This is a genomic window from Rhodanobacter sp. ANJX3, assembly GCF_014200755.1.
GTDB lineage: Bacteria > Pseudomonadota > Gammaproteobacteria > Xanthomonadales > Rhodanobacteraceae > Rhodanobacter.
The window spans coordinates 1-23,187 of sequence record NZ_JACHCM010000002.1 but is presented as its reverse complement, the minus strand read 5'-3'; the positions used below and the strand labels follow the sequence as shown (position 1 = coordinate 23,187).

Annotated in this window: 19 protein-coding genes; 13 read left to right on the top strand and 6 right to left on the bottom strand. The window is 61.2% G+C overall.

The features are described from left to right. Positions 1 to 19: 19 nt before the first annotated feature. From kbl to HDE76_RS04700, 4 genes are all read right to left on the bottom strand, one after another. Complete coding sequence (kbl, locus tag HDE76_RS04715) at positions 20 to 1,219, bottom strand: glycine C-acetyltransferase (protein ID WP_179481498.1); 1,200 nt, start codon at positions 1,217 to 1,219, stop codon at positions 20 to 22. Positions 1,220 to 1,317: 98 nt separating this feature from the next. Beyond that, a complete protein-coding gene (locus HDE76_RS04710) occupies positions 1,318 to 4,965 on the bottom strand; it encodes a DUF748 domain-containing protein (protein ID WP_184505768.1) in 3,648 nt (1,215 codons plus the stop codon). A gap of 207 nt (positions 4,966 to 5,172) precedes the next feature. Further along, on the bottom strand, positions 5,173 to 6,195 hold the full coding sequence (tdh, locus tag HDE76_RS04705; RefSeq protein WP_184506627.1) for an L-threonine 3-dehydrogenase: 1,023 nt from the start codon (positions 6,193 to 6,195) through the stop codon (positions 5,173 to 5,175). Between the two features lie 116 nt (positions 6,196 to 6,311). Beyond that, positions 6,312 to 7,019, bottom strand: coding sequence for a hypothetical protein (locus HDE76_RS04700; RefSeq protein ID WP_184505766.1), 708 nt, complete (start codon positions 7,017 to 7,019; stop codon positions 6,312 to 6,314). Positions 7,020 to 7,175: 156 nt separating this feature from the next. On the opposite strand from HDE76_RS04700, the gene miaA reads away from it, so the two are divergent. The 9 genes from miaA (at position 7,176) to HDE76_RS04655 (ending at position 16,187) form a co-directional block, all read left to right on the top strand. Then, positions 7,176 to 8,123, top strand: coding sequence for a tRNA (adenosine(37)-N6)-dimethylallyltransferase MiaA (miaA, locus tag HDE76_RS04695; RefSeq protein WP_184505764.1), 948 nt, complete (start codon positions 7,176 to 7,178; stop codon positions 8,121 to 8,123). 185 nt (positions 8,124 to 8,308) lie between these two features. After that, on the top strand, positions 8,309 to 8,590 hold the full coding sequence (gene hfq / locus HDE76_RS04690) for an RNA chaperone Hfq (protein ID WP_179481490.1): 282 nt from the start codon (positions 8,309 to 8,311) through the stop codon (positions 8,588 to 8,590). Between the two features lie 57 nt (positions 8,591 to 8,647). Further along, complete coding sequence (gene hflX, locus HDE76_RS04685) at positions 8,648 to 10,015, top strand: ribosome rescue GTPase HflX (RefSeq protein ID WP_184505762.1); 1,368 nt, start codon at positions 8,648 to 8,650, stop codon at positions 10,013 to 10,015. A 182-nt stretch (positions 10,016 to 10,197) separates the two neighbouring features. After that, positions 10,198 to 11,292: an FtsH protease activity modulator HflK gene (hflK, locus tag HDE76_RS04680; protein ID WP_184505760.1), complete on the top strand. Its 1,095-nt coding sequence runs from the start codon at positions 10,198 to 10,200 to the stop codon at positions 11,290 to 11,292. Then, positions 11,289 to 12,158, top strand: coding sequence for a protease modulator HflC (gene hflC / locus HDE76_RS04675; protein ID WP_179481478.1), 870 nt, complete (start codon positions 11,289 to 11,291; stop codon positions 12,156 to 12,158). The genes hflK and hflC overlap by 4 nt, the downstream gene beginning before the upstream one ends. A gap of 94 nt (positions 12,159 to 12,252) precedes the next feature. After that, positions 12,253 to 13,545 carry an adenylosuccinate synthase gene (locus HDE76_RS04670; RefSeq protein ID WP_179481757.1) on the top strand — a complete coding sequence of 431 codons (1,293 nt, stop codon included), beginning with the start codon at positions 12,253 to 12,255 and terminating at the stop codon, positions 13,543 to 13,545. Between the two features lie 142 nt (positions 13,546 to 13,687). Then, positions 13,688 to 13,945, top strand: a complete 258-nt coding sequence (locus HDE76_RS04665) for a helix-turn-helix transcriptional regulator (RefSeq protein ID WP_179482759.1) — start codon at positions 13,688 to 13,690, stop codon at positions 13,943 to 13,945. 2 nt (positions 13,946 to 13,947) lie between these two features. Next, the gene (locus HDE76_RS04660) at positions 13,948 to 15,300 is read left to right on the top strand and encodes a type II toxin-antitoxin system HipA family toxin (RefSeq protein WP_179482757.1); all 1,353 of its coding nucleotides are present in this window, start codon (positions 13,948 to 13,950) and stop codon (positions 15,298 to 15,300) included. Positions 15,301 to 15,431: 131 nt separating this feature from the next. Further along, positions 15,432 to 16,187 (top strand): SDR family oxidoreductase, encoded by a 756-nt coding sequence (locus HDE76_RS04655; protein ID WP_184505758.1) that lies wholly within the window; start codon positions 15,432 to 15,434, stop codon positions 16,185 to 16,187. Between the two features lie 106 nt (positions 16,188 to 16,293). Here HDE76_RS04655 and HDE76_RS04650 read toward each other — a convergent pair whose 3' ends face one another. Further along, positions 16,294 to 18,165 carry a DUF2075 domain-containing protein gene (locus HDE76_RS04650; RefSeq protein WP_179482753.1) on the bottom strand — a complete coding sequence of 624 codons (1,872 nt, stop codon included), beginning with the start codon at positions 18,163 to 18,165 and terminating at the stop codon, positions 16,294 to 16,296. 25 nt (positions 18,166 to 18,190) lie between these two features. Beyond that, a complete protein-coding gene (locus HDE76_RS04645; protein ID WP_179482751.1) occupies positions 18,191 to 18,541 on the bottom strand; it encodes a nucleotide pyrophosphohydrolase in 351 nt (116 codons plus the stop codon). 284 nt (positions 18,542 to 18,825) lie between these two features. Between HDE76_RS04645 and HDE76_RS04640 the strand changes: the two genes are divergently transcribed. The 4 genes from HDE76_RS04640 (at position 18,826) to HDE76_RS04625 (ending at position 23,076) form a co-directional block, all read left to right on the top strand. Further along, the gene (locus tag HDE76_RS04640) at positions 18,826 to 19,314 is read left to right on the top strand and encodes a DUF6496 domain-containing protein (protein WP_179482749.1); all 489 of its coding nucleotides are present in this window, start codon (positions 18,826 to 18,828) and stop codon (positions 19,312 to 19,314) included. A gap of 39 nt (positions 19,315 to 19,353) precedes the next feature. Continuing rightward, on the top strand, positions 19,354 to 19,608 hold the full coding sequence (locus HDE76_RS04635) for a hypothetical protein (RefSeq protein ID WP_179482747.1): 255 nt from the start codon (positions 19,354 to 19,356) through the stop codon (positions 19,606 to 19,608). 312 nt (positions 19,609 to 19,920) lie between these two features. Next, positions 19,921 to 21,417, top strand: coding sequence for an amidase (locus HDE76_RS04630; RefSeq protein ID WP_179482745.1), 1,497 nt, complete (start codon positions 19,921 to 19,923; stop codon positions 21,415 to 21,417). A 435-nt stretch (positions 21,418 to 21,852) separates the two neighbouring features. Continuing rightward, positions 21,853 to 23,076 (top strand): GAF domain-containing sensor histidine kinase, encoded by a 1,224-nt coding sequence (locus HDE76_RS04625; RefSeq protein ID WP_255457923.1) that lies wholly within the window; start codon positions 21,853 to 21,855, stop codon positions 23,074 to 23,076. Positions 23,077 to 23,187 lie beyond the last annotated feature (111 nt).

Below are 23,187 nucleotides of genomic sequence, written 5' to 3'. Positions count from 1 at the left end.
AGCGAGCTGTCCGAAAAGTTTATGCGCCAATTACGCCGAGCTGTTTACCCACTTGGGTAAATGCAGCAATGGCCTTGTCCAGATGCTCGCGCGTGTGAGCGGCACTCATCTGCGTACGTATCCGCGCCTTGCCCTGCGGCACCACCGGGAAGAAGAAACCGGTGACGTAAATACCTTGCTCGAGCAGTGCCGTCGCCATGGCTTGTGCCTTGGGTGCGTCGTAGATCATCACCGGTACGATGGGATGCACGCCGGGGCGAATATCGAAGCCTGCCGCCGTCATCTGTTCGCGGAAGTACCGCGTGTTGTCCTGGACTTTTTTGCGCAGGTCGCCAGCGGCGGCCAGCATATCGAAAACCTTGATGCCCGCTGCGACGACGTGCGGCGGTAGCGAGTTGGAGAAAAGATAGGGGCGCGAACGCTGGCGCAGCATCTCGATCACCTCCTTGCGACCGGTGGTGAAACCGCCCAGCGCGCCACCGAGCGCCTTGCCCAGCGTGCCGGTGAAGATGTCGATCTTGTCCATCACGCCATGTACTTCGGCCGCACCGCGACCATGTTCGCCGAGAAACCCCGTGCAGTGGCATTCGTCGATGTGGACCAGCGCGTTGTATTTTTTAGCCAGCGCGGTGATCTGATCCAGCGGCGCGATAAAGCCGTCCATGGAAAACGCGCCGTCGCTGGTGATCAGCTTGGTGCGCGCGCCGGCGGCGTCGGCGGCCTGCAGCTGTGCTTCCAGATCGGCCATGTCGCAGTTGCCGTAGCGAAAGCGCTTGGCCTTGCACAGGCGGATGCCGTCGATGATCGAGGCGTGGTTGAGCGCATCGGAGATGATCGCGTCTTCTTCGCCGAACAGCGGCTCGAACAGGCCGCCGTTGGCATCGAAGCAGGCTGCATAGAGGATGGTGTCCTCGGTACCGAAGAATTCGGCAATCTTCGCTTCCAGCTGCTTGTGCAGGTCCTGCGTGCCGCAGATGAAACGCACCGACGCCATGCCGAAGCCGTGCGTATCCAGCGCGTCTTTCGCGGCCTGGATTACATCGGGATGATCGGCCAGTCCCAGGTAATTATTGGCACAGAAATTCAATACTTTGCGGCCGTCGGCCAGGGTGATTTCCGCCGACTGCGGCGAGGTGATGATGCGCTCGGCCTTGAACAGGCCCTGCTCGCGGATGGATTCGAGTTCGCTCTGGTAGCGCGCCTGGCCGGGGTAGCTCATGATGGGAAATTCCGACGGGAGGAAAGTGTCCATTGTGAGCCTTCAGCGCCGATCGGAAAACCTCGGGCATCATCTCGTGGCAACACACCCGCGAATCTTCAGTGCAGCCCGAAGTCGACGCGGGTGGTCGCGCCCTTGTCGTCGATACCCTTGGCATCGAGTTTCGGTGCCAGCACGAACAATCGCTTGTCCGGCACTTTGCCACGCAGCCAGCCGCGAACGGCATCCGCGCGCTGCTGGGCCAGACGGCGCATGGCATCGGTATCCGTGGACACGCTGGCCTCCAGCATGCTTTTCATTACCTCCGGCGGCTGCGATTTGGTCAGTCCTATCAGATCGCGCGGTTTCTTGAATTTGGCGTGCCTGTAGGCTTTGGTCAGATATTTATTGTAGTCGTCGGGGCTCAGCGGGGTTTCGTCGGCGAAAGCCGGTGCATCTGCTTTGTCGCCTTCGTCGTCGCGCCGCTCGGCGCGAACGAGCTGATCGACGGTGACGCTGCGCAATCCGCTCTCATCCTTGGAAGGGTCTGCGCGGCCGATGATGTCCAGGTTGAGCGAGGGCTTGTCCGTCAGTGCCTTGACGATGAGCGCGAGTTTTTTCTGGGCGTCGGCGCTGAGCTCGCTGCTGCCCGGCGCAAACGCCACATACCCAAGATCCTGGCCAGAGCCACCGCCGAACGCCGAGGCCAGCAGCCGGAACGGCGCGGTGACGGCACGGCCGATCAGGTTGACGAACGCGTGCCAGACCAGTCCGCCGATGCTGAACTTGGGATCGTCCAGCGAGCCGGAAACCGGCAGATGGACGTCGATGCGTCCCTGCGAATCCTTCAGCAGCGCAACCGCCAGTTTTACCGGCAGATGGCTGATGCCTTTACCCTCGATGCGGTCGCCGAAGGTCAGCTGGTCGATGAAGATATGGTTGTCCGCCGACAGCTTGCGCTGATCCAGTTTGTAATGGACGTCGGCATTGAGCCGGCCCTTGGTAATCGGATAGCCGGTGTATTTGCCGGAGTAGGCGCTGAGGTTGGTCAGCTCGATGCCCTCCGCTTTGCCGGTGATATCGAGAAATGCCACTGGCGCCAGCGGATTGATCGAGCCTTCGATATCCACTGGCGAGTTGTCGTCGAGTTCGCCCTGCAGGCTGAGGTCGGCCGGCGGCCCGTTGTCGGTGCCGAAGCCGCCGATCTTGCCAGTCAGCTGGGTGATATTGGCGGTGTAATTGGGCTTGATGAAGTTGTCGGTGTAATTGAGCTGGCTGTTTGTCACCGTGACGGCGCCGATATGCATCTGAGGTGTCGGCAGATTGCTCACAATCGCCGGCGCGGCGGCGCTAGCAGCCGCAGCGGGTGTAGTTTCGGCGCGGGTCACCGATACGGGGGCGCTGGCGGGATTGGTCACCACGTCCTGCGTATTCAGCCGTCCATTGGCATTGATGATCAGCCGCGCGTAAATCTGATCGATCGTCAGTGCCGCGATGGAAACTTTCGGCGCACCTTCGCCCAGCTGCACGCTCAAGCCGTTCAGCGTCAGCGCTTCCCAACGCAAGAAATCGTCGCCGCTGACCTTGTCTTGCACTCGCACGCGGCCCAGCGTGACGACACCGCGGTAATCCGTCGTCGATTGATCACCGCGCTGCGCGTAGTGGACGCGCCCGTTACTGGTCAGCAGTGCGCTGCTGACCAGGACATTCAGCGGCACGCTGCCGTAGTTCTCGAACGGTGCCAGATTGAGTCGCATCGTCTTGATCTGCAGCTGCGCGTCCAGCGGCTGTGGCGTCACCTTACCGCTGATCTGATAGCTGCCGTTCTTGCCGATAGAGCCGGAGATGTCGATCTTCAACGGCTGATGCATGTCATCGGAAAGACCGTCCGCCTTCAGGCTGATCTTGCTGAGCTTCAAGGTCTGCGGTTTGCCAGGCGTTTTTTGATCGGTCAGCGCGAAGGCGCCGTCATCAAGCAAGAAGTGGTCGATATGCCAGTGCCAGATGCCGGTCGATGCTGTTTCTTTGGATGTTCTGGATTTTTTATGTCCTTCCGCAGCGGGTGAGTACGATGCGGATGTTGAAGCTGCGGGTGAAGACGCGAGCTCCGCCAGATCGACGTTGCCATTGGCCAGTCGCTGCGCATCGACAGTCAATCCTTTAAACGTCACCGTGGCGAGCTTCGCCTCTTTTTTGGCCAGGTCGAGCTGGTCGAGACCGAGCAGCAGGCTTTTCCACTGCACGCCCGAATCCTTGCGCTTCTTCGGTAGCAGCGCCACGTCGCTCAGCGTGATCTGCGCGCTGTTGAGTTGCGCATTGAAGGGACCGTGCCACTGCGCCCGAAGTTGTCCATGGGCGGCGAGTTTGCCGCTCAGGTTTGCCGCAAGCGTGGGGTCACCGATACCTTGCAGCGGCGCCATGTCCACGCCATCCAGACTGACATGGCCGCGAAACTGGCTGGCGGCGATATCGACCGTGCCTTTCGCTTTCAGGCTGCCGCCATTGAGCTGGGCAGTCATATTGAGCGTGGCCGGCGGTGCCGACACTGTCGTCAACCCGTCGATGCTGCCGCTCAGGTCTTCCACGCTCAGCTGAGTCGGTGATGGACCGGTTTTATCGACGTAAAGCAGATGGCCGCCGCTGATATCCAGTTGCGCGATACGCACGGCAGTCTTTGCACCTTCGCCGGGTTTGCCGTCACCGAGCAGCGGATCGAAGTTGCTGTGACCTGCGGCCAAGCTGACGTACTTCAGCTCGGGATGATCCAGACGCAGCGTGCCGAGCGTGTAGCGTGCGATCAGCGGCTGTACGTCGGTCAGCTGTGCCTGGGCTTGCTGGAGGCTGAGCAGTGGCGTCGAGTCTTTGCCGGTCACCGCCAGCTGGTCCAGTTGCAGTGTGCCGGTGAGGCTGAGGCGCGGTGTTTTCGGGTCGGCGATGAAGTGCAGATCCAGCTCGCCGGAGAGCTGCCCTTTTGCTATCCCTATCGGCAGTGCCGGCACGTAGCCGAGGTAGCGGGGTAGGTCGAGATGATCGAGGTGAAAATGCATCACCGACTCGCGCGTGCTGGCGAACGGCTTGATTTGACCGGCTAGCCTGACGGCGCTGCTGTCTACCGTCATCGCCAGCAGCGGTTGCACGAAGATATCGGTATCGCTCGGCAGGTTGGCGATAAACGGGATGCCCAGCTCCAGCTGGGCTACTTCGTGATGCGCCTTCTGCACACTGTCGTCGAAAACGACATCACCCTGATGCACGCTGATGTTGTACAGCGCGAATCGCGCTGGCGATGCATTCGGCTCGGCCGAGCCGCCGGCGAACTTGTCGATCAAATCGGAAAAGTTGAAGTGCTGCGGCCCGTCGCGTGCAAGCAAAATGCGCGGTCGATCGAGCTGCAGCTGGTCGAGAATCGGCGCGAAGCGAAACAACGAACTCCACGACGCGTCGATCACCAGTTGATCGATGTCGACGAAGCGGCTGCGGCCATCGCGATCGCCGATATGCAAACCGTCCAGCGCAAGCCTCAGCGTGAACGGATTGAGGTGCACCTGCTGCACGGTGACGGGTCGCTGCAGGGTCTGGCTCAATCGACTTTGCAGCTGGCTGCGTATCAGCGGCGGCGCCGCGAAAAAGCCCAGCAGGCCAAACACCACCAATACGATAACGACGATGCGCAGCGTCTTGCGCGTGCGGTGCGATCGATAGAATTTGCCCGCCGGCTCGCGCCAGGCGGAGGGATGTGACCATGGCGGCAGTTTCCATTCCCGCATTCGACCGTTGCTCCCCTGGTTGCGAGTCATCCCGCGTGGCCGATTTGGCAGCGTGAGCGCTTCCTATGCTGCGGCTCTCTGACATTCCTGAGGCGAGTTTACGCCAGCGGCAGGTTGGCCAGTCGTTAGCCAGTCCACCTTTTCCCGTCCTCAAACGGCAACGCCCCGCAAAAGCGGGGCGTTGCGTTGAACGTTCAAGCGCGGCGCTTAGTGCCAGGAGCAAACCACCTTGCCGCAGACGCCCGCATCCATCAGGTCGAAGCCCTTCTGGAAATCGTCGATGGCGATCTGATGGGTGAGCACCTTCTGCAGCGGAAAGCCGGTCAGCACCATCTGGGTCATCTTGTACCAGGTCTCGTACATGCGGCGGCCGTAGATGCCTTGCAGGGTCAGACCCTTGAAGATCACCTTGTCCCAGTCGATGCCGGCGCCGCGCGGCATGATGCCGAGCATGGCGATCTTGCCGCCGTGGTACATGCAGTCGAGCATGTCGCCGAAGGCGCGCGGGTTGCCGCTCATCTCCATGCCGACGTCGAAGCCCTCGATATGCAGATCGGCGATGGCATCCTTGAGGGACTGCTTGGAAACGTTGACCACGCGGGTCGCGCCCATGTCGGCCGCCAGCTTGAGGCGGTAATCGTTGACGTCGGTCACCACGACATTGCGCGCGCCCACGTGCTTGGCGATACCGGCGGCAATGATGCCGATCGGGCCGGCACCGGTAATCAGCACGTCTTCGCCGATCAGGTCGAACTCCAGCGCGCAGTGCGCGGCGTTGCCGTAGGGATCGAAGAACGCCGCCAGTTCGGATGGAATCTGATCGGGAATCGGCCACAGGTTGGACGCCGGCATGGCCATGTATTCGGCAAACGCGCCGTTGCGATTCACGCCGATGCCTACGGTGTTCGGGCAAAGGTGCGTGCGGCCGCCGCGGCAGTTGCGGCAGTGACCGCAAACGATATGTCCTTCGGCGGACACGCGGTCGCCAATCTTGTAGCCGGTCACGCCCGGACCGATCTCGACGATGCGGCCGACAAACTCATGGCCGATGGTCAGCCCGGGGGTGATCGTGCGCTGCGACCACTCGTCCCACTTGTAGATGTGCAGGTCGGTGCCGCAGATTGCGGTCTTTTCCATCTTGATCAGCACTTCGTTCGGGCCGATCTCGGGGATCGGCACCTCTTCCATCCAGATACCCTGCTCGGGCTTGCGCTTGACCAAGGCTTTCATTGTCTGCTGCTGCATGGGATATCCGGGGACGAGTGGAGGCAATTTCCCATTATAGATCGGCTCGACCGATCGGCGCCCTGACGCACTGCGTCATTGGCGACTCGGCTCGGTGAGGTTCAGATATCCAGCCGGTCGTAGCTGCGTTTGAACACGATGGGTTGCTTTACCGTCGGCGTCGTCCATTGTTCGGTCACGGTCAAGTGATGGCCGTCGGCCGATTTCACCCAAAACTCGTCCAGGTGCGTACCGCCATCGAACTGCATGCTGATCGATAGGCCATCGGTGTAGTTTCTTGTCTGCACCACCGCGCTGCCGTTGAGCGACTGCTGCGCGACGCCGTCGAGCCTGGCGTTGAGTTGGTCACTGTCGCTCAAGGCGACCTGCATATGTTTGGCGTCTTGTTGCACGTTGAGGATGGAATCGTTCGCAAGCAATGGAGGTGGCGTGTCGACAATCGGCGACACGCCGTCGTTGCTGCGGTCTTTGCTCTGGCTGTGATTGCCACCGCGGCCGTGGCCTCCACCACCGCCCATGCCGCCACCGCTGCGACCACCGCCGTGGCCGCCATGCGAATTGGATGCGCTGCTCACCGCTGGCGTACTGCTCGTGGATGCGCTGGCCGGCAGTTGTGCAGCGGCCTCTTCGCGCTTTCGCTCGGCGCGCAGTCGTGCGGCGATCTGGTCGGGGCTATCGCTCTGCTGATCGTTCAATCGCCAGATGCCGCTGAAATCGGGCGTTGCAGGCGAGGCCGCGGCGGCTACGCCACCGAGGGCGAGCCCGCTGCCGGTGATGAACACGAAAAGGAAGCGAGGCAAGGTGGGCATGGTCAACGTCGTCGTGAGGGTGGATTGCTCAGATAAGCCGGCTGCCGTTGCCGCGCCTTTTCACTAGCTGCGAACGGGCACTTGAAGGCTCTGTCACAAGTTTCGCATCAGCGTCTGACGATGCGTGGTCGCGTAACAGACCTTTACAATGCGCCGATGCCCATTGATCAGCGCCCACTTGCCATCTTCCTTATGGGCCCCACGGCCTCGGGCAAGACCGCGCTGGCGTGCGAACTGAGCGATCAGTTTCCGTTGGACCTTGTAAGTGTCGACTCCGCGCTCGTGTATCGCGGTATGGATATCGGCACGGCGAAGCCGGACGCCCCTACATTGGCACGCTATCCACATGCGCTGATCGATATTCGCGAGCCGTCGCAGCCTTATTCGGCGGCCGACTTTGCGGCTGACGCGCTGCCGGTGATGCGGCAGATCAGCGCGCGGGGCAGGGTGCCGCTGCTGGTTGGCGGTACCGGGCTGTACTTCCGGGCTTTGCAGCAGGGCTTGTCCGATCTGCCCGACGCCCATCCCGCGCTGCGCGAGCGACTGTTCGCCGAAGCGCAACGGATCGGCTGGCCGGCCATGCATGCGCGCCTGGTCGCCCTCGATCCGGCCGCCGCCGCACGCATCGGCGCCAACGATGCGCAGCGGCTGCAGCGTGCGCTGGAAGTGATCGAGCTCACCGGTCGGCCGCTGTCCGAGCTTCAGCAGCGTGGCCATGCACGCTTTCCCTGGCGGGTGCTCAAGCTGACACTGTTGCCCGAGGACCGACGCGCGCTGCATGCGCGCATCGCGCAGCGTTTCGACGCCATGCTCGCCGACGGATTTCTCGACGAAATGAAAACGCTGCGAGCGCGCCACGATCTGCACGCGGATCTCCCCGCCATCCGTGCCGTGGGCTATCGGCAGGCGTGGGAGCATCTGGACGGCAAAACCAATGCTGCCGAGTTCCGCGATCGCGCCATCTTCGCCACCCGCCAGTTGGCCAAGCGGCAAATCACCTGGCTGCGCAGCGATGTGGGTGCACGCGTATTCGATCCGGATCGAGGGCATCCGCTGGCCCGCGCCGTCGATGCCGTAGAGCTATTTCTCGGCCGGCTCCATTAACGGTTTCCTGCGCGTGAGTGGTGCTTCGAAAAGCATCGGCCCCGGCGCTTTGCCGCGCGCCGACCCGTAGCGCAAAAATCCCCTTTCATCAGCCATTTAAAAGCGGTTAAGATCAGAACATTGTTGGGCCGAGGCGCCATTGGCGTTTTTTCTCGGACCTGGTCGTACCAAGGGGAGAATAAGAAATGTCCAAGGGACAATCGTTGCAGGATCCGTTTTTGAACGCGTTGCGTCGCGAACGCGTGCCCGTAGCCATTTATCTGGTCAACGGCATCAAGCTGCAGGGTACGGTCGAATCGTTCGACCAGTTCGTGGTGCTGCTGCGCAATCAGGTCAGCCAGATGGTCTACAAGCACGCCATCTCCACCGTGGTGCCCAGCCGCAACGTCAAGATCGGCAACGGCCACGACGGTCCGGACGGTCACGATGGCCATGGCGATGGTGCCTCGGCCGATGCCGACGCTTGATTGACGCGGCTGCAGCCCGCATGAAGTGGGTAGGTTTCCACCAGGCCCCACCCATCCGTGTTCGATAGACAGAAAAGAGGCGATCGCGCCTTGCTAGTGTTGCCGCACTCCCGTGCGGAGCACGACACCGTGCGTCGCGGCGAAGAATTTGCCGAGTTGGTCAAGTCCGCCGGTGCCGAGGTACTCGGCACCATCGCGGCGCGGGTGGAGAATCCCAATCCACGCTATTTCATCGGCACCGGCAAGGCCGACGAAGTTGCCGAGGCTGCCAGAGCGGTCGGTGCCGATCTGGTGCTGGTCGATCACGAGCTCACTCCGGTGCAGGAGCGCAACCTCGAAGAACACCTGGGCATCCGCGTGGTCGATCGCGCCGGCCTGATCCTCGACATCTTCGCCCAGCGCGCCCGTTCGCACGAGGGCAAGCTCGAAGTGGAGCTTGCCCAGCTCAAGCACATCGCGACCCGGCTGGTGCGCGGCTGGACCCATCTGGACGCCCAGCGTGGCGGCGCCATTGGCAACCGCGGTCCGGGTGAAACCCAGCTCGAGCTCGATCGCCGGCTGCTAGCCGAGCGGGTCAAGATGCTGACCAAGCGGCTGGAAAAAGTGCAGACCCAGCGCACCCAGCAGCGCCGTGCGCGTTTGCGCAACACCGTGCCGCGCGTGGCCCTGGTCGGTTACACCAATGCCGGCAAGTCGACCTTGTTCAATGCGCTGACTACCGGCGAGGTCTACGCGGCCGATCAGCTGTTCGCTACGCTCGACCCCACTGTACGCAAGCTCGAAGGCTTGGCCTGCGGTCCGTCGGTGCTGGCCGACACGGTCGGTTTTATCCGCGAGCTGCCGCATGATCTGGTCGCCGCTTTCCGGGCCACGTTGGCCGAGGCGCGCGATGCCGATCTGCTGCTGCACGTCTGCGACGCCTCGGACGAGGAGCGCGACCGCCTGCATCACGTCGTTGACACCGTGCTCGAAGAAATTGACGCCGGCGACCTGCCGCAGCTGCAGGTGATGAACAAGATCGACCTGGTGCAAGGCGAGGGCGTGGAGACTGGCGCTGAGCCTCAGGATGCTGCTGCACCGGCTCGTTCGAGCATCACGCCGCGCATCGATCGCAACGCCGCCGGTAAGCCGGTGCGGGTGTGGCTATCCGCGGCTACGGGCGAGGGCTTGGAGCTACTTCGCCAGGCGCTGGGCGAACTGCTCGGTGGCGAGCGTATCCAGTCCGGCCTGCAGCTGCCGCTGACCGCGGGTCGGCTTCATGCGCGGCTCAAGGCGGCCGGCGCGATTACCGGTGAAACGGTGGACGAGCACGGTTGGCAGCTGCGCATCGACGCCCCGCGTAGCGTCATTGCGCCGCTGAGCGGCGGGGATGCGACCGAGACCCAGCTCCTGCGTGAATTGCTGGCCGAAGCGCCGCTGCCCTGAAGCCCGTACGTGGAAGCGCGGACGATCGCGGCACTCTCTGTTAGAATCGGCGGTGTTTGTGCGGCCAAAAGCCTTCCGGGCAGCACGCCGTTTCGATCGTATTGGCTACCTCGCATGCGCTATTCCCCTCAACGTGTGTTCCGGCCGTGGTTGCCGGCCTCCCGACTCCAAGGAGACTGACAGTGGCATGGAATGAACCCGGCGACGGGCAGAAGCGTGATCCGTGGGGCAAGAACAACCGCAAGCCGGACGGCGGCAACGGCAAGTCGCCGTTCGACGACCTGTTCAAGCAAGCCAAGAAACTGCTGGGCTCGCCCAAGCAGATGTCGCGCAACATCATCACTGGCGTGATCGTTCTGATCGTCGTCGGTCTGCTGCTGAGCAGCTACACCGTGATCGAGGCGCGTCAGGTCGGCGTGGTGCTACGGTTTGGTGGATACGCGCGCACGCTCGGTCCCGGCTTCCATCTCAAGCTGCCGCAGCCGTTCGAGTCGGTCGAAAAAGTCGACGCGGCGCGCGTGCGTTCGGTCAACGACAAAGTCACTCTGCTGACACGCGACGAGAACATCATCGCGGTCGACCTCACCGTGCAATACCAGGTGACCGATGCGCAGAAATACCTGTTCTCGCTCAACGATCCCGACGGCACCGTGCAAGCGGCCGCGGAGTCGGCCGTGCGCAGCGTGATCGGTGCCAGCACGATGGAGCAGATTCTTTCCGGCGGCGGCACGCCGCTGGCTGGGCAGGCCAAGCTGGCCGTGCAGAAAACGCTAGATGGCTACAGCGCCGGCATGCAGGTCAACGACATCAGCTTCCAGAACGTGGCGCCGCCGAAAGAAGTGAAAGACGCTTTCGACGACGTCAACAACGCGCGCGAAGACAAGCAGAGCAGCGAAAACGCCGCCCAGGCCTACGCCAGCAAGGTATTGCCTATCGCACGCGGCGATGCCTCGCGTATCGCGGCCGCCGCCGAGGGCTACAAGGCCGAACGCATTGCCCGCGCCGAGGGCGACACCGCCCGCTTCAACCTGATCCTGAAGGAATACAAGGGCGCGCCCGAAGTCACTCGTCGTCGCCTGTATCTGGAAACCATGGAGCAGGTGATGGCCAACACCACCAAGGTCATCGACGGCTCGGGTGGACGCAACGTCATCAACCTTCCAGCCGCCGGCAGCGAAGCCACCGGCGCCGCGCCAGCCAGCTCGGCGACCGTCAACGCCGTGGTGCCCGCCACCATCGATGCGCCGCCCGCAGACGACAAAGGCAAGCAGCCATGAACAAGGTCATTATCGCTGCCGTGGTTGCGGCACTGATCATCCTCGGGCTCAACAGCCTGTTCGTGGTCAATGAAGGGCACAGTGCGCTGCTCTTGCAGTTTGGCCGTATCGTCCGCGCAGACGAGCCGCCCGGCCTACATGCCAAGATTCCGCTGCTGCAGCAGGTGGTCGCCATCGACAACCGCATCCTGTCGCTCGACGCGCAGCCGCAGCAGTACATCACCGCGGAAAAGAAAAGCGTCGACGTCAACTTCTACGTGAAGTGGCGCATCGCCAATGCCACCGCCTATTACGGTGCCACCGGCGGCGATTCGCTGCAGGCCGCGCAGCGACTGATGCCGTTGATCAACGACGCGTTGCGCGCGCAGTTCAGCACGCACAAGCTGGACGACATCATCGCCGGCGGCACGCAGCAGATCACCGACCACTCCCGCACGGTGGCCGATGCGGCCGCCCGCAAGAGCCTCGGCATGGAAGTGGTCGACGTGCGCATCAAGGGCATCGACCTGCCGGCCGAAGTCGATGCTGCCGTGTACAAGCGCATGCGCGCCGAACAAGTGCAGATAGCCAACCAGCTGCGTTCGGCCGGGCAGGAGGCCAAGACCCGGATTCAGGCCGACGCCGATCGTCAGGTCGTGGTGCTGAAAGCCGACGCCGAACGCGATGCTGAAAAAGTGCGTGGTGACGGCGATGCCCAGGCGGCTGCCATTTATGCACAGTCCTATGGTCAGGATCCGGAGTTCTACAACTTCTACCGCAGCCTTATTGCGTATGGCACCGCGTTCAAGAACGGCAAGGGCGTGTTGATCCTCAAGCCCGATTCGGAATTCCTGCGTTACTTCGACGACCCGTCGCCGAAGCACTGAACACGAGTTTTTGCCAGCGTACGCGCTGGCCGGATAATTCATTCCATCACCGATGTTGCCCATCCGCGGGCATGCAAACATGAGCGAGAACATCATGGGTAAGTCAGTAGTCATTCTTGGTGCCCAGTGGGGCGACGAAGGCAAGGGCAAGATCGTCGACCTGCTGACCGAGCGCGTCAGCGCCGTCGCCCGTTTCCAGGGCGGCCACAACGCCGGCCACACGCTGGTGATCAAGGGCAAAAAGACCGTGCTGCACCTCATTCCCTCGGGCATCCTGCGCGACGACGCGCTGTGCCTGATCGGCAACGGCGTGGTGCTGTCGCCCGCCGCGCTGATGGAAGAGATTGCCGAGCTCGAAGGCAACGGCGTCGAAGTGCGCTCACGCCTCAAGATAAGCCCGGCCACGCCGCTGATCATGCCTTACCACATCGCCGTGGATAAGGCCCGCGAGATCGCCGCCGGCGGCAAGGCCATCGGCACCACCGGTCGCGGCATCGGCCCGGCGTACGAGGACAAGGTTGCCCGCCGCAGCGTGCGCGTGGCCGATCTGATGTACCCGCACGAGCTGCCGGCGCTGCTGAAAACCGCCGTCGACTATCACAACTTCATTCTCACCCAGTGGCTGAAAGCCGAGCCGGTCGACTACGACACCGTGCTCAAGGACGCGCTCGCCTGGGGCGAATACATCCGCCCGATGGTCGACGACGTCGCCACCATCCTGCACGACGTGCGCAAGAGCGGCGGCAACATCCTGTTTGAAGGTGCGCAGGGCGCGCTACTCGATATCGATCACGGCACCTATCCCTACGTCACCTCCAGCAACACCACCATCGGTGGCGCGCTGGCCGGCACCGGCGTGGGCGCCAGCGACATCGACTACGTGCTGGGTATCTGCAAGGCCTACGCCACGCGTGTCGGCAGCGGTCCGTTCCCGACCGAGTTGAACGACGACATGGGCGAGCGCCTGCGCAAGGTCGGCAACGAGTTCGGCGCCAGCACCGGCCGGCCGCGCCGCTGCGGCTGGATCGATCTGGTCGCGCTCAAGCGCGCTACCCAGATCAACGGCATCAACGGTCTGGCGATCACCAAGCTCGACGTGCTCGACGGCCTGGAAACCATCAAGGTCTGCATCGCGTACGAGTACCGCGGCAAGCGCCGCGAGCTGGCCCCGCTCGACGCGGACGGCTGGGACGAGTGCAAGCCGGTCTACCTGGAATTCCCGGGCTGGGAAGAATCCACCGCCGGCATCCGCGACTGGAATCAGCTGCCGCCCGCCGCCCGCGCCTATCTGCGCGCGGTGGAAGAACTCTCCGGCTGCAAACTCGCCCTCGTCGCCACCGGCGCCGACCGCGAAGACACCATCGTGCTGGATGATCCGTTCGCGTGATCGCTCAGCATTGAAGTGATGAAAAAGCCCCGCCATGCGTGGCTTTTTCTGCTTCATACTAAAATCAACTCAAAGGTTGATTTTTAGTTATTCAATCTGTAAGTTGATTGCTTGAATGTCAACTCAAAGGTTGAATTTTCGTATGACGATCATCCGAATACCCGACCAACTCGGCACCGTATTGCGCGCCACGCGGCTGCAGCGAAAGTTGACTCAGGCCGATGTTGCCAGGCAGATGGGCGTGACGGTTCAAGCCGTGTCCAAGCTGGAAAGCAACGCCGGTCGAGCCTCGTTTGAACGCATCCACCGGCTTTGCCTGCTGCTCGGTCTTGAGCTGAGTCTCATCGCAAAGGGCCAGTCGCCGCATATTGCCGAGCCCAGCCCACCGGTGGAGTGGTAACGATGGCTGCGCGACGCATCAAGGCGTTGGATATCTGGATGAATGGATTCCAGGTCGGTCGCTGGGAGCGGGCCAGCGTCGGCGCCGATCGTTTGGTCTATGACCGTGCGTGGATCGATTCATCCCAAGGCCGACCGCTTTCGCTTTCGTTGCCGTTTACACGGGGGCACGGTACAGAGCAGGGCAGCTCGCTCCGTGGCGAATTCGTCTCGACGTATTTCGAAAACCTGATTCCCGACAACGAGCGCATCCTGCAACGCTTGCGCAGCCGCTACGGTGCGGCTTCCACCCAGGCGTTCGATCTATTGGCGGCGATCGGCCGCGATTGCGCCGGCGCCGTGCAGCTGACACCCGCTGGCAAAAGCCCGACGGATGCGCACCGCATCGACGCCGAGCCGCTGGACGAAAGCGGCGTGGCCCAGCTGCTGCGCGATACCACCAGCGGTGGCCCGTTGACTGATGCCGAAGCTGATGCGTTTTGTCTCTCCATCGCTGGCGCGCAGGAGAAAACCGCGCTGCTGAAACATCAGGACCGCTGGTGCATTCCGCATGGCGCCACGCCTACCACGCATATCTTCAAGCTGCCGCTCGGCCTGGTCGGCAATATGCGCGCCGATCTAAGCCAGTCAGTGCCGCTGGAATGGCTGTCGATGGAGGTAGCACGTGAACTTGGCTTGCCCGTGGCGAACGTCGAGATCGGTCAATTCGAAGATCAAACCGCCCTGATCGTCGAGCGCTTCGATCGTCAGCTCTCCGCGGATAACACCTGGTGGCAGCGTATTCCGCAGGAAGATTTTTGTCAGGCGCTCGGCCTCTCGCCAGCGCGGAAATACGAAGCCGATGGAGGCCCCGGCATCCGTTCCATCATGGATGTGCTGCTGGGGTCGGAAAATGCCGAAGCCGACCGCCGCGTGTTTTTCACCACCCAGATCCTGTTTTGGCTGATGGCCGCCACCGATGGGCATGCCAAAAACTTCAGCCTGCATTTGCGCGCCGGCGGCGCCTATCGCCTCACGCCGCTGTACGACATGCTTTCCACCTATCCCATCCAGGGTAAGGGGCCGAACAGGCTAGATGCGCACAAGGCCAAACTCGCCATGGCGGTGGCTGGCAGAAATCGCCATTACCTTATCCGCGACATTCACCGCTGGCACTGGATTGCGCTGTCCGAAAAGCTCGGTCTGAGCGATGGCGCACAGCTCATTGAGTCGTTGACCGATCAGATCCCCCACGCGCTGGATCGCATTGCCAGCCGTCTGCCGCAGGATTTCCCCGGGGATGTATTCGACGCCGTGAACCGCGGCATGCGCGATGCCGCCAAACACATCGCCAGCGAGCCCGATCAAAGGCGCTGAGCCACGCGACATAACTCACGCGTGATCGCTCCGCCCACCGTCTCTGTACGCCCCATCCATCCGCGCGACGTCACCCTCGATCCATCGCTGCGCACACCCCGTGTGCAGACTAACGAAAGAGGGTCTCAACCATGCATCGATTCGCCAACAAAACCGTACTCGTCACCGGTGCGCGTTCCGGCATTGGCGCGGCGACCGCGCGGCGGTTTTCGCAGGAGGGTGCCAACGTGGTGCTGGTCGGTCACCATAGGCCGGACAACATCGCCAGCGAACTGCCGCCCGAACGCACGCTGGCGCTCGATGTGGACGTGGCCGATTCCGCCGCCATCGGCCGCGCGATCGCGCAGACGGTGGAAAAATTCGGCCAGCTCGACGTGCTGGTCAACAACGCGGGCACCGCCGAAACCGGCGACCCGGTCGAGATCGACGACGAGGCTTGGCACAAGGTCATCAGCACCAATCTCGACGGCGTTTTCTTCGGTAGCCGCGCGGCCATTCCGCATCTCATCAAGACCAAAGGTTGCATCGTAAACACCGCGTCCGTCTCCGGCACCGGCGGCGACTGGGGCATGAGCCCGTACAACGCGTCCAAAGGTGGCGTGGTCAATCTCACCCGCGCGCTGGCGCTGGACCTCGGCAAAAAAGGCGTGCGCGTCAACGCCGTCTGCCCCAGCCTCACCCGCACCGGCATGACCGAAGACATGCTGGACAACAAGGCGCTTATCGCCAAGTTCGAAGAACGCATCGCGCTGGGCCGTATCTGCGAACCCGAAGAAGTCGCCGCCGTGATCGCCTTCCTCGCCAGCAACGACGCCAGCTTCATGACGGGCTCGATTGTGGCGGTGGACGGCGGCGTATCGGCGTCGAACGGGCAGCCGGCGATGTAGGGAGTTTTGCGTTATTACCCCAGTGTGCGCGTTGTCCGAAAACCAGAATAATCAATATGTAGGCTTACCAGCGCCATTGCGGGACGGGGGCAACACAAGCCGCTCACTAACGACACGTTCGGTCAATCAAAAATTTCCGTACTTCTGAATCGATGCTGTAGACGTAGCATCCTTTCATGCCCCTCGTCATCAATGTCTTGTAGGTATTTCTGATGATGCGATCTACTCTTAGGCGAGTCGCTTTGGGATCAGTTTTCATCATGGATTTCCATCCGCGTATCGAACGATCCATAGATGATCTGGCCGCGGGGTGTGTGATTAGCTCGCCATTTTGTATGGTTAAATCTGTCCCGATGATCACGCCGATGTAATCTAGCTCGAGGCCTTGGCAAGTGTGTATGCAGCCAACTTCATCAATGGAGTTGGCTGCCATGATCCATAGGCTCCCGTCTCTATCCAAATTCCAACGTTTGGCATAGTTGTGCTCTGGGATCACGATGTCGTATTGGTCTGGGTTCTTTTTGCTAACCCAGTCCCAGCAGTAACCAGCTACGACACGAGACTTGTTATTGGCTGTGTTTCGCTCTGCGATTAATGCATGCAGTTCGTTCGGGGAGTCTATGACGCGAAAGTCGAATTCGTTCGTGTCCAGTACCGTGTTGGCTGTTTCTCGTATTCCGAGCGTGTTATCCAGCCAAGCCGTGTAGCCGTCCGACCCTCCGCAACGAAACTGGGATGCCAATTCGAGATGAGTGACCTGCGCTCCAGCCGAAGTGGCCCACTTAGTCAGTTCTGACGCATGGCCTATGTCCGACAAAGTCACTATCTGATCGTCATCGACGAAGAAGATTGCACTTTTACTGCTATGGATAATTTCCTTGATTTGATTCTCGCCAAGGTTTCCATAGAGGCCCGACTTCTCGTTGAGACGATGAGCCTCATCGACGATCAAAGTATCGAACGCATTGGCCTCTGTTTCAAAAAATGCGCCTGATCCCGAGAAAAGATTGCCGATCGCTGTTTGCTTGAAGGTGCCCGTAAGCTTTGCTTTGAAAACCGCACGAGGCGCTGCATTCTTGGATACGTATTTTGTAACCAAACCCAGCTTTGAGAGGTGGGCGAGCAAGTTGATCGCAATAACTGACTTACCTGTGCCGGGTCCTCCACGAATGATGGCGACCTGTTTCTTTTGTTCAGAACCCTTTATAGCGAGCGCAATGGCGTTTTCGAAAACAACTTTCTGATCATCGATAAGAACGAATTCTTGATTGCCTTTCATCATCCCGACAAGGCTATCGACCAGCATCCTGGAAGGACGAATTCGTCCATTCTCAATTTCATATATCAGTTCGGCGTTGTCGCCATATTTGACGTGCTGCTTGATGAAATTCCGAAGGCGTTGGCGTTCGATTTCGCCTTTTAGGAATAGCGGAGCCTTTCGGATGTAGATCCCATAGTAGGCAGGGTGGTCGATTACACCGTCATGTACATAGTTATGGAGATAGGCACACGGGCTTAAAGTGACGCTTCGCTCATAAACTGCTTCATTGAAACCTTGCAAAAGTGCGGCGTATGACCATGCTTGATAGCATGGATGTGCTCCTTCTCGTTCACCTGACGAACCGCCACGGCGAGCGATAATCAAGCCATCTTTTTCGGTTAGCTTGGCTTCGGACCATTGTTTAAGTTCGACAATGATCAGATTGGGACCAGTGTCCGTCCTGCCTGAAAGAATGAAATCGATACGTTTGGATGTCTGTGGTATTCCATATTCGACGCCGACGCCGATATCGTCTGGAATATCGACGTCACGAAGAACTTTGGCCATTTCGCCCAAAGAGTTCTTCCATGATCGGAATTCCGCCTCCGGCGCATAGCGACCCGTGCGCTGCAAGTACTTTGCCGAGATAACACTTTCAATGTCTCGATTGTCGTGATCGTCCAGGAATTTTTTCTTGGTTGCCTGATAAACGATCACGCTCTGCTTCCCCAGGGAAGTTTCATCAAAGTTCCGAGTATTTCTTCATCGTTCCCCTGGCTCTGCTAACCGGATATTTAACCGCGTTGAGCACCATCTTCTTTCGTGCAGCATCTGCAGGGTCGATACCGAGTTTGTCAGCCAGCTGGAGCAGGTATAGCAAAACATCTGCAATTTCTTCGGCCACTGGACCGCGCTTTTCTTCGGAAATATTCCGGCTTTGTTCTTCCGTGAGCCATTGGAAGTGCTCGAGTAGTTCTGCGGCTTCCACCGACAACGCCGCCGCTAAGTTTTTCGGCGAATGGAACTGTCCCCAATCCCTCTCGGTGGCGAAATCTCGGAGTGAGGCCTGTAGTTCCTGAATCTCTGTCCGCATGGTAACTATCATCGGCGAAGATGTTGCCGTGAGCTTACTTTGCTTGGCGCATAACGCCAATGGCCCGATGCATATAAGACAATTGAACGCCGCAAAGGAAGCTCGTCCATGTAATTGATCTCTCGCGGCGACCCAGTCGCATTTGGCTGTTGATGTGGGCATCTGAACAGCGCAATAAATGTGGCGCCGTGACGGTCCGATCCGATGATTGACACGACATCCACAGCCCCACGCGCTAAATCGTCACACTGTCGTTAGTCGACGTCATACGCAGGAGCATCGCCATGGCTGTTGAGAAAGCGCGCGCTGCCGCGAAGAAGGACAAGCGCGAGGGCAAGTCCGCCAGCACGCAGGCGGGGGAGTATGTGCGTGAGATGATCGAGGATATCCGCAAGGGCAAGCATGGCGCGCGGTCGACCAAGCAGGCGATTGCGATCGGTCTCTCCGAGGCGCGGCGCGACGGCATCAAGGCGCCGGTATCGAAAACCGCCAGCAAGACGGTGAAGAAAAAAGCCGCGCAGGATACGAAGGCTGCCGCGCATCCACACAAGCCTTCGGCCACACGCTCCAAGGCGACCACCAAGGCGCTGAAAAAGGAAGGCCATAGCGCGGTATCGACCCAGGCGCTGTCCGCGCAGACCAAGAAGGCCAGCGCCAAGCGCACGGCCGCATCCCGTTCGGCCGCGGCCAAGAAAGCGGTGAAGACCAAGGGCGCGGCCGGGCGATCTGCCGCCGCCAAGAAAGCGGCGCGCACGCGCAAGCAAGCCGACTGACCGATCATCCGGCCGACGTTTCGGCCGAGGAGTAAACCAGTGACCCAGCAGCAACCCGGAGATATTCCGATCCCCCGCCACCCGGAGCCGATCGACCCACCTGCCGATCCAAACGGCCCCGACTTTCCGCCGCCGAAGGAAGAGCCGCCCACACCGCACCCGCATTCGCCGCCACCGACCACGCCTGAACCCAGCGATCCGCAAAAGGCTCCTGCGATTACGCCTGACGTGGAACCGGATCGGCCGATCAGCGATCCGCCGATCCCCGGCAAGACCGGCGACGCGACGTCGTGAAGAATGTGATCCGCCATGTTCATATCGCTGGCGGCGTATAGAAAAGGCGGCCCCTGCTACGAGTTGGCAGCTGCGATTTCAGCAAGCACCCCGCGCGACGGGGTGTTTTTATGTGCGGCACGATGCCACCGACCTCTCTGTAAGCAGCAGCGGTTATCCTCAGGCCTTCGTCAGTGGAGCGGGATGCGGTCCGGTCGTGTTGATCCGAGGGATGTGCGGTCCGTAGCGAATTGATATACAACCGCGGTCGCACGATGGAGCATCGGCGAAATCAGGCGGCACGCGACCTCACCGGGGATGGAAGGACTGCGCATGTTCAATGAATACCGCGATTACGATGCTACGGGTCTCGCCGCGCTGATTGCCCGCGGGGATGTGTCGACGGCCGAGGTGCTGGAGGCGGCCTTGGCACGCGCCGCCGAGGTCGATCCGAAGCTGGCGGCCATCTGCATTCCGATGGAAGCGCTGGCACGCGAGCGCGCGAAGCTGCCATTGCACGGTCCGTTCGCGGGCGTGCCGTTTCTGCTGAAGGATATTGCTCAGGATTATGCCGGCGTGCCGACCACGGCCGGGAGTAGGGCGCTGCGGCACTGGACGCCGACGCAGCACGCCGAGATCGTGAAGCGTTTTCTCGATGTCGGGCTGGTGATCTTCGGCAAGACGGCGACGCCGGAGTTTGCGTTCAAGGGCGAGACGGCACCGCAGATCTGGGATCAGCCCACGCGCAATCCGTGGGATCTTCAGCGCACGCCGGGCGGTTCGTCCGGCGGCAGCGCTGCGGCGGTCGCGGCAGGTATCGTGCCGGCGGCGGGTGCGTCGGATGGCGGCGGTTCGATCCGCATTCCGGCCTCGTACTGTGGCTTGTTCGGATTGCGGCCATCGCGCGGTCGTGTGCCGAGCGGGCCGACCCACGGCGAGTTCTGGGACGGTGCATCGAGTCAACACGCACTGACGCGCAGCGTGCGCGACTCGGCGCGGCTGCTCGATGCGATTGCCGGTATCGAAGCGGGCGCACCGTTCGCGATCGCGCCGCCCGAGCGTACCTATGCCGAAGAGATGCAGCGGCCGAGCGGAACGCTGCGCATCGGCTACAGCGTGACGTCGCCTCTGGGCACGCCGGTGCATCCCGAATATGTGCAGGCGGTGATGCGCACGGTGAAGCTATTGACCGATCTTGGTCACATGGTGGAACCGGCTCAGCCCGAGGTCGATGGCCACGCGCTGGCGCGCAGCTTCATCACTCTGTACTTCGGTCAGGCCGCGGCGAATATCGCGCAGGCGAAGCGGCTGACCGGTGCGAGCGATGAGGCGTTCGAACTGGAGACGCGCGTGCTTGCGTTGTTGGGCCGCACGCTCGGCACCGGCGAGTACGTCGATCAGCGCAGCCGCTGGAACGACTATGCTCGCGCGCTCGGTCGCTTCCATCAGACCTACGATCTTTACCTCACGCCGACCGCTGCGCAGCCGCCTAACCGCATCGGCGAACTGGCCACACCGCCGTTACAGCAGGTGGCGGCGAAGGTGGTGCTGGCGCTCGGTGCGGGAAAGCTGCTTTTCAAAAGCGGCATGGTCGATCAGCTGGTGGCGACGAGCCTGCAGCGCGTGCCTTTTACTCAGCTGTCCAACCTCACCGGCACGCCGAGCATGTCGGTGCCGCTGCACTGGGCGCCAGCGGAAGAGGGCGGCGTCGAGCTGCCGTACGGCGTGCAGTTTGTCGCGCGCTTCGGCGACGAAGCGATGCTGCTGCGACTCGCCGCTCAGTTGGAGCAAGCGCAGCCGTGGGGCGAGCGTAGGCCGCCGATGGCGTAACAGGCATCGACGCGTACCGTGAAACGCGAGCTAGGAAAAGCGCGGCGTTGCCGGGCTTTTCCTGCGGCCAGCTTGCGGATGGTCGAGTGTTGGCGTGGTCCAGCCGGACGCGCGAATGCGTTCCTCCCTATCGCCGCCGCCGGCAAGAAAGTCGAAAATGGTTCAGTCGACGGCGCCTCCGCTGATCCGATTCCGGCTTGGCCAGTAGTCACGAAGATACGCAAAAACACCGCAGTTACCGCACGGCTTGCATCCATGGGCGCGATGTCGCCACCGTGCCGTATTTCGCAAGTCGGAGCGCGAAGAAAACCGTATTGCGCCGGGCGCTCTTTGGCTATGATCAGGGAGCTGGAACGTTTGGTCGGTCGGCGAGGAACAGCCAGACCTTTTTAGTCGGGTCTCGTAGCTAAAATTTTTCACAAGGATTTGACGATCTTGTTGAAACAGAATCTATCACCTGATTTGACTCCGCTGCGCCACGCGCATCGGCTGGCGACGCTGTATTCCTACGAGATTCTGGATACGCAGCGCGAATCCGTCTTCGACGACATCACCCGGATGGCATCGACGATCTGCCGTACGCCGATCGCCTCGATCACGTTGATCGACGCCGAGCGCCAATGGTTCAAGTCCGAGATCGGATTGGGCAAATCGCAAACGCCGATCAGCGCGTCGATCTGCGCGCACGTGGTGTTGGAAAACGATGTGCTGGTCATTGCCGACACCAGCGCCGATCGGCGCTTCGGCGGTAATCCGCTTTATACCGGCGACCCCGATCTGAAATTTTATGCCGGCGCTCCGATCACTACCGCCGACGGCGTGACGCTCGGTACCATGTGCGTGCTCGACACGGTAAGCCGCAGCCTTACGCAAGAGCAAATCGACATGCTGCGAATGCTCGCGCGTCAGGTGATGATGCATCTGGAGTTGCGCAGGATGCTCAGGCTCAGCGAGAAAACCAGCGATTACCGGGCACGCATGCTGGCCAGCGCGGCGCACGATTTGCGCCAGCCGCTGTTCGTGGCGTCACTGTCGGTGCAGAGTCTGCTGCAGGAGGCCGCGCCGCATCAGCTCAAGCGGCTGACGCTGGCCAACGGCGGTCTGGAAACTATTAAGAAGGGCTTCAATCGCATGTTGATAGCAGCCAGCGGGCATGCGTCATTCACCCTGGCGGAATTGGACGACACCGATCTGGGCGATGTGCTCGAATTTATCCACGCCAATTTTTTGCCGCTGGCAGAGCGTAAAGATATTCGCCTGAGCGTTTTGCGAACGCGTCTGCATGTCCACAGCGATGCCGTTCAACTGGAAACGCTTATCGGCAACCTGGTTGCCAATGCGGTGAAATATACCGAGGCCGGCGGACGCGTTGTGGTGGGCTGCCGTCGTCATGCCGACCACGTGGCGCTGCATATCATCGACACGGGTATCGGCATGGCCAGCGAATCGGTCAATACCTTGTTCGAGGCGTTCAGGCAGGGCGATGCGCAATCGGAGGGATTGGGCCTGGGTTTGTGGATCGCTAAACGTACGGCAGAGGCCTTGGGTGTTTCGGTGCAGATTCACTCGGTGCCGGGAAGGGGAACTCACTTCATTCTGAGCCTGCCGTTGAAGGCTTCGACCGAACCGTCGAGCGAGCCGATCGTCCAGGTAAGATGATTCAGACGCCGGTTTGCTAAGAGCCTGTTTACGATCTTCTGAGTAGGAGGGCCAGGAAGGCCAAATGGATGAACTGTAGGCTAGTGTTGAGCTGGCGCTCGCAGTTCTTCC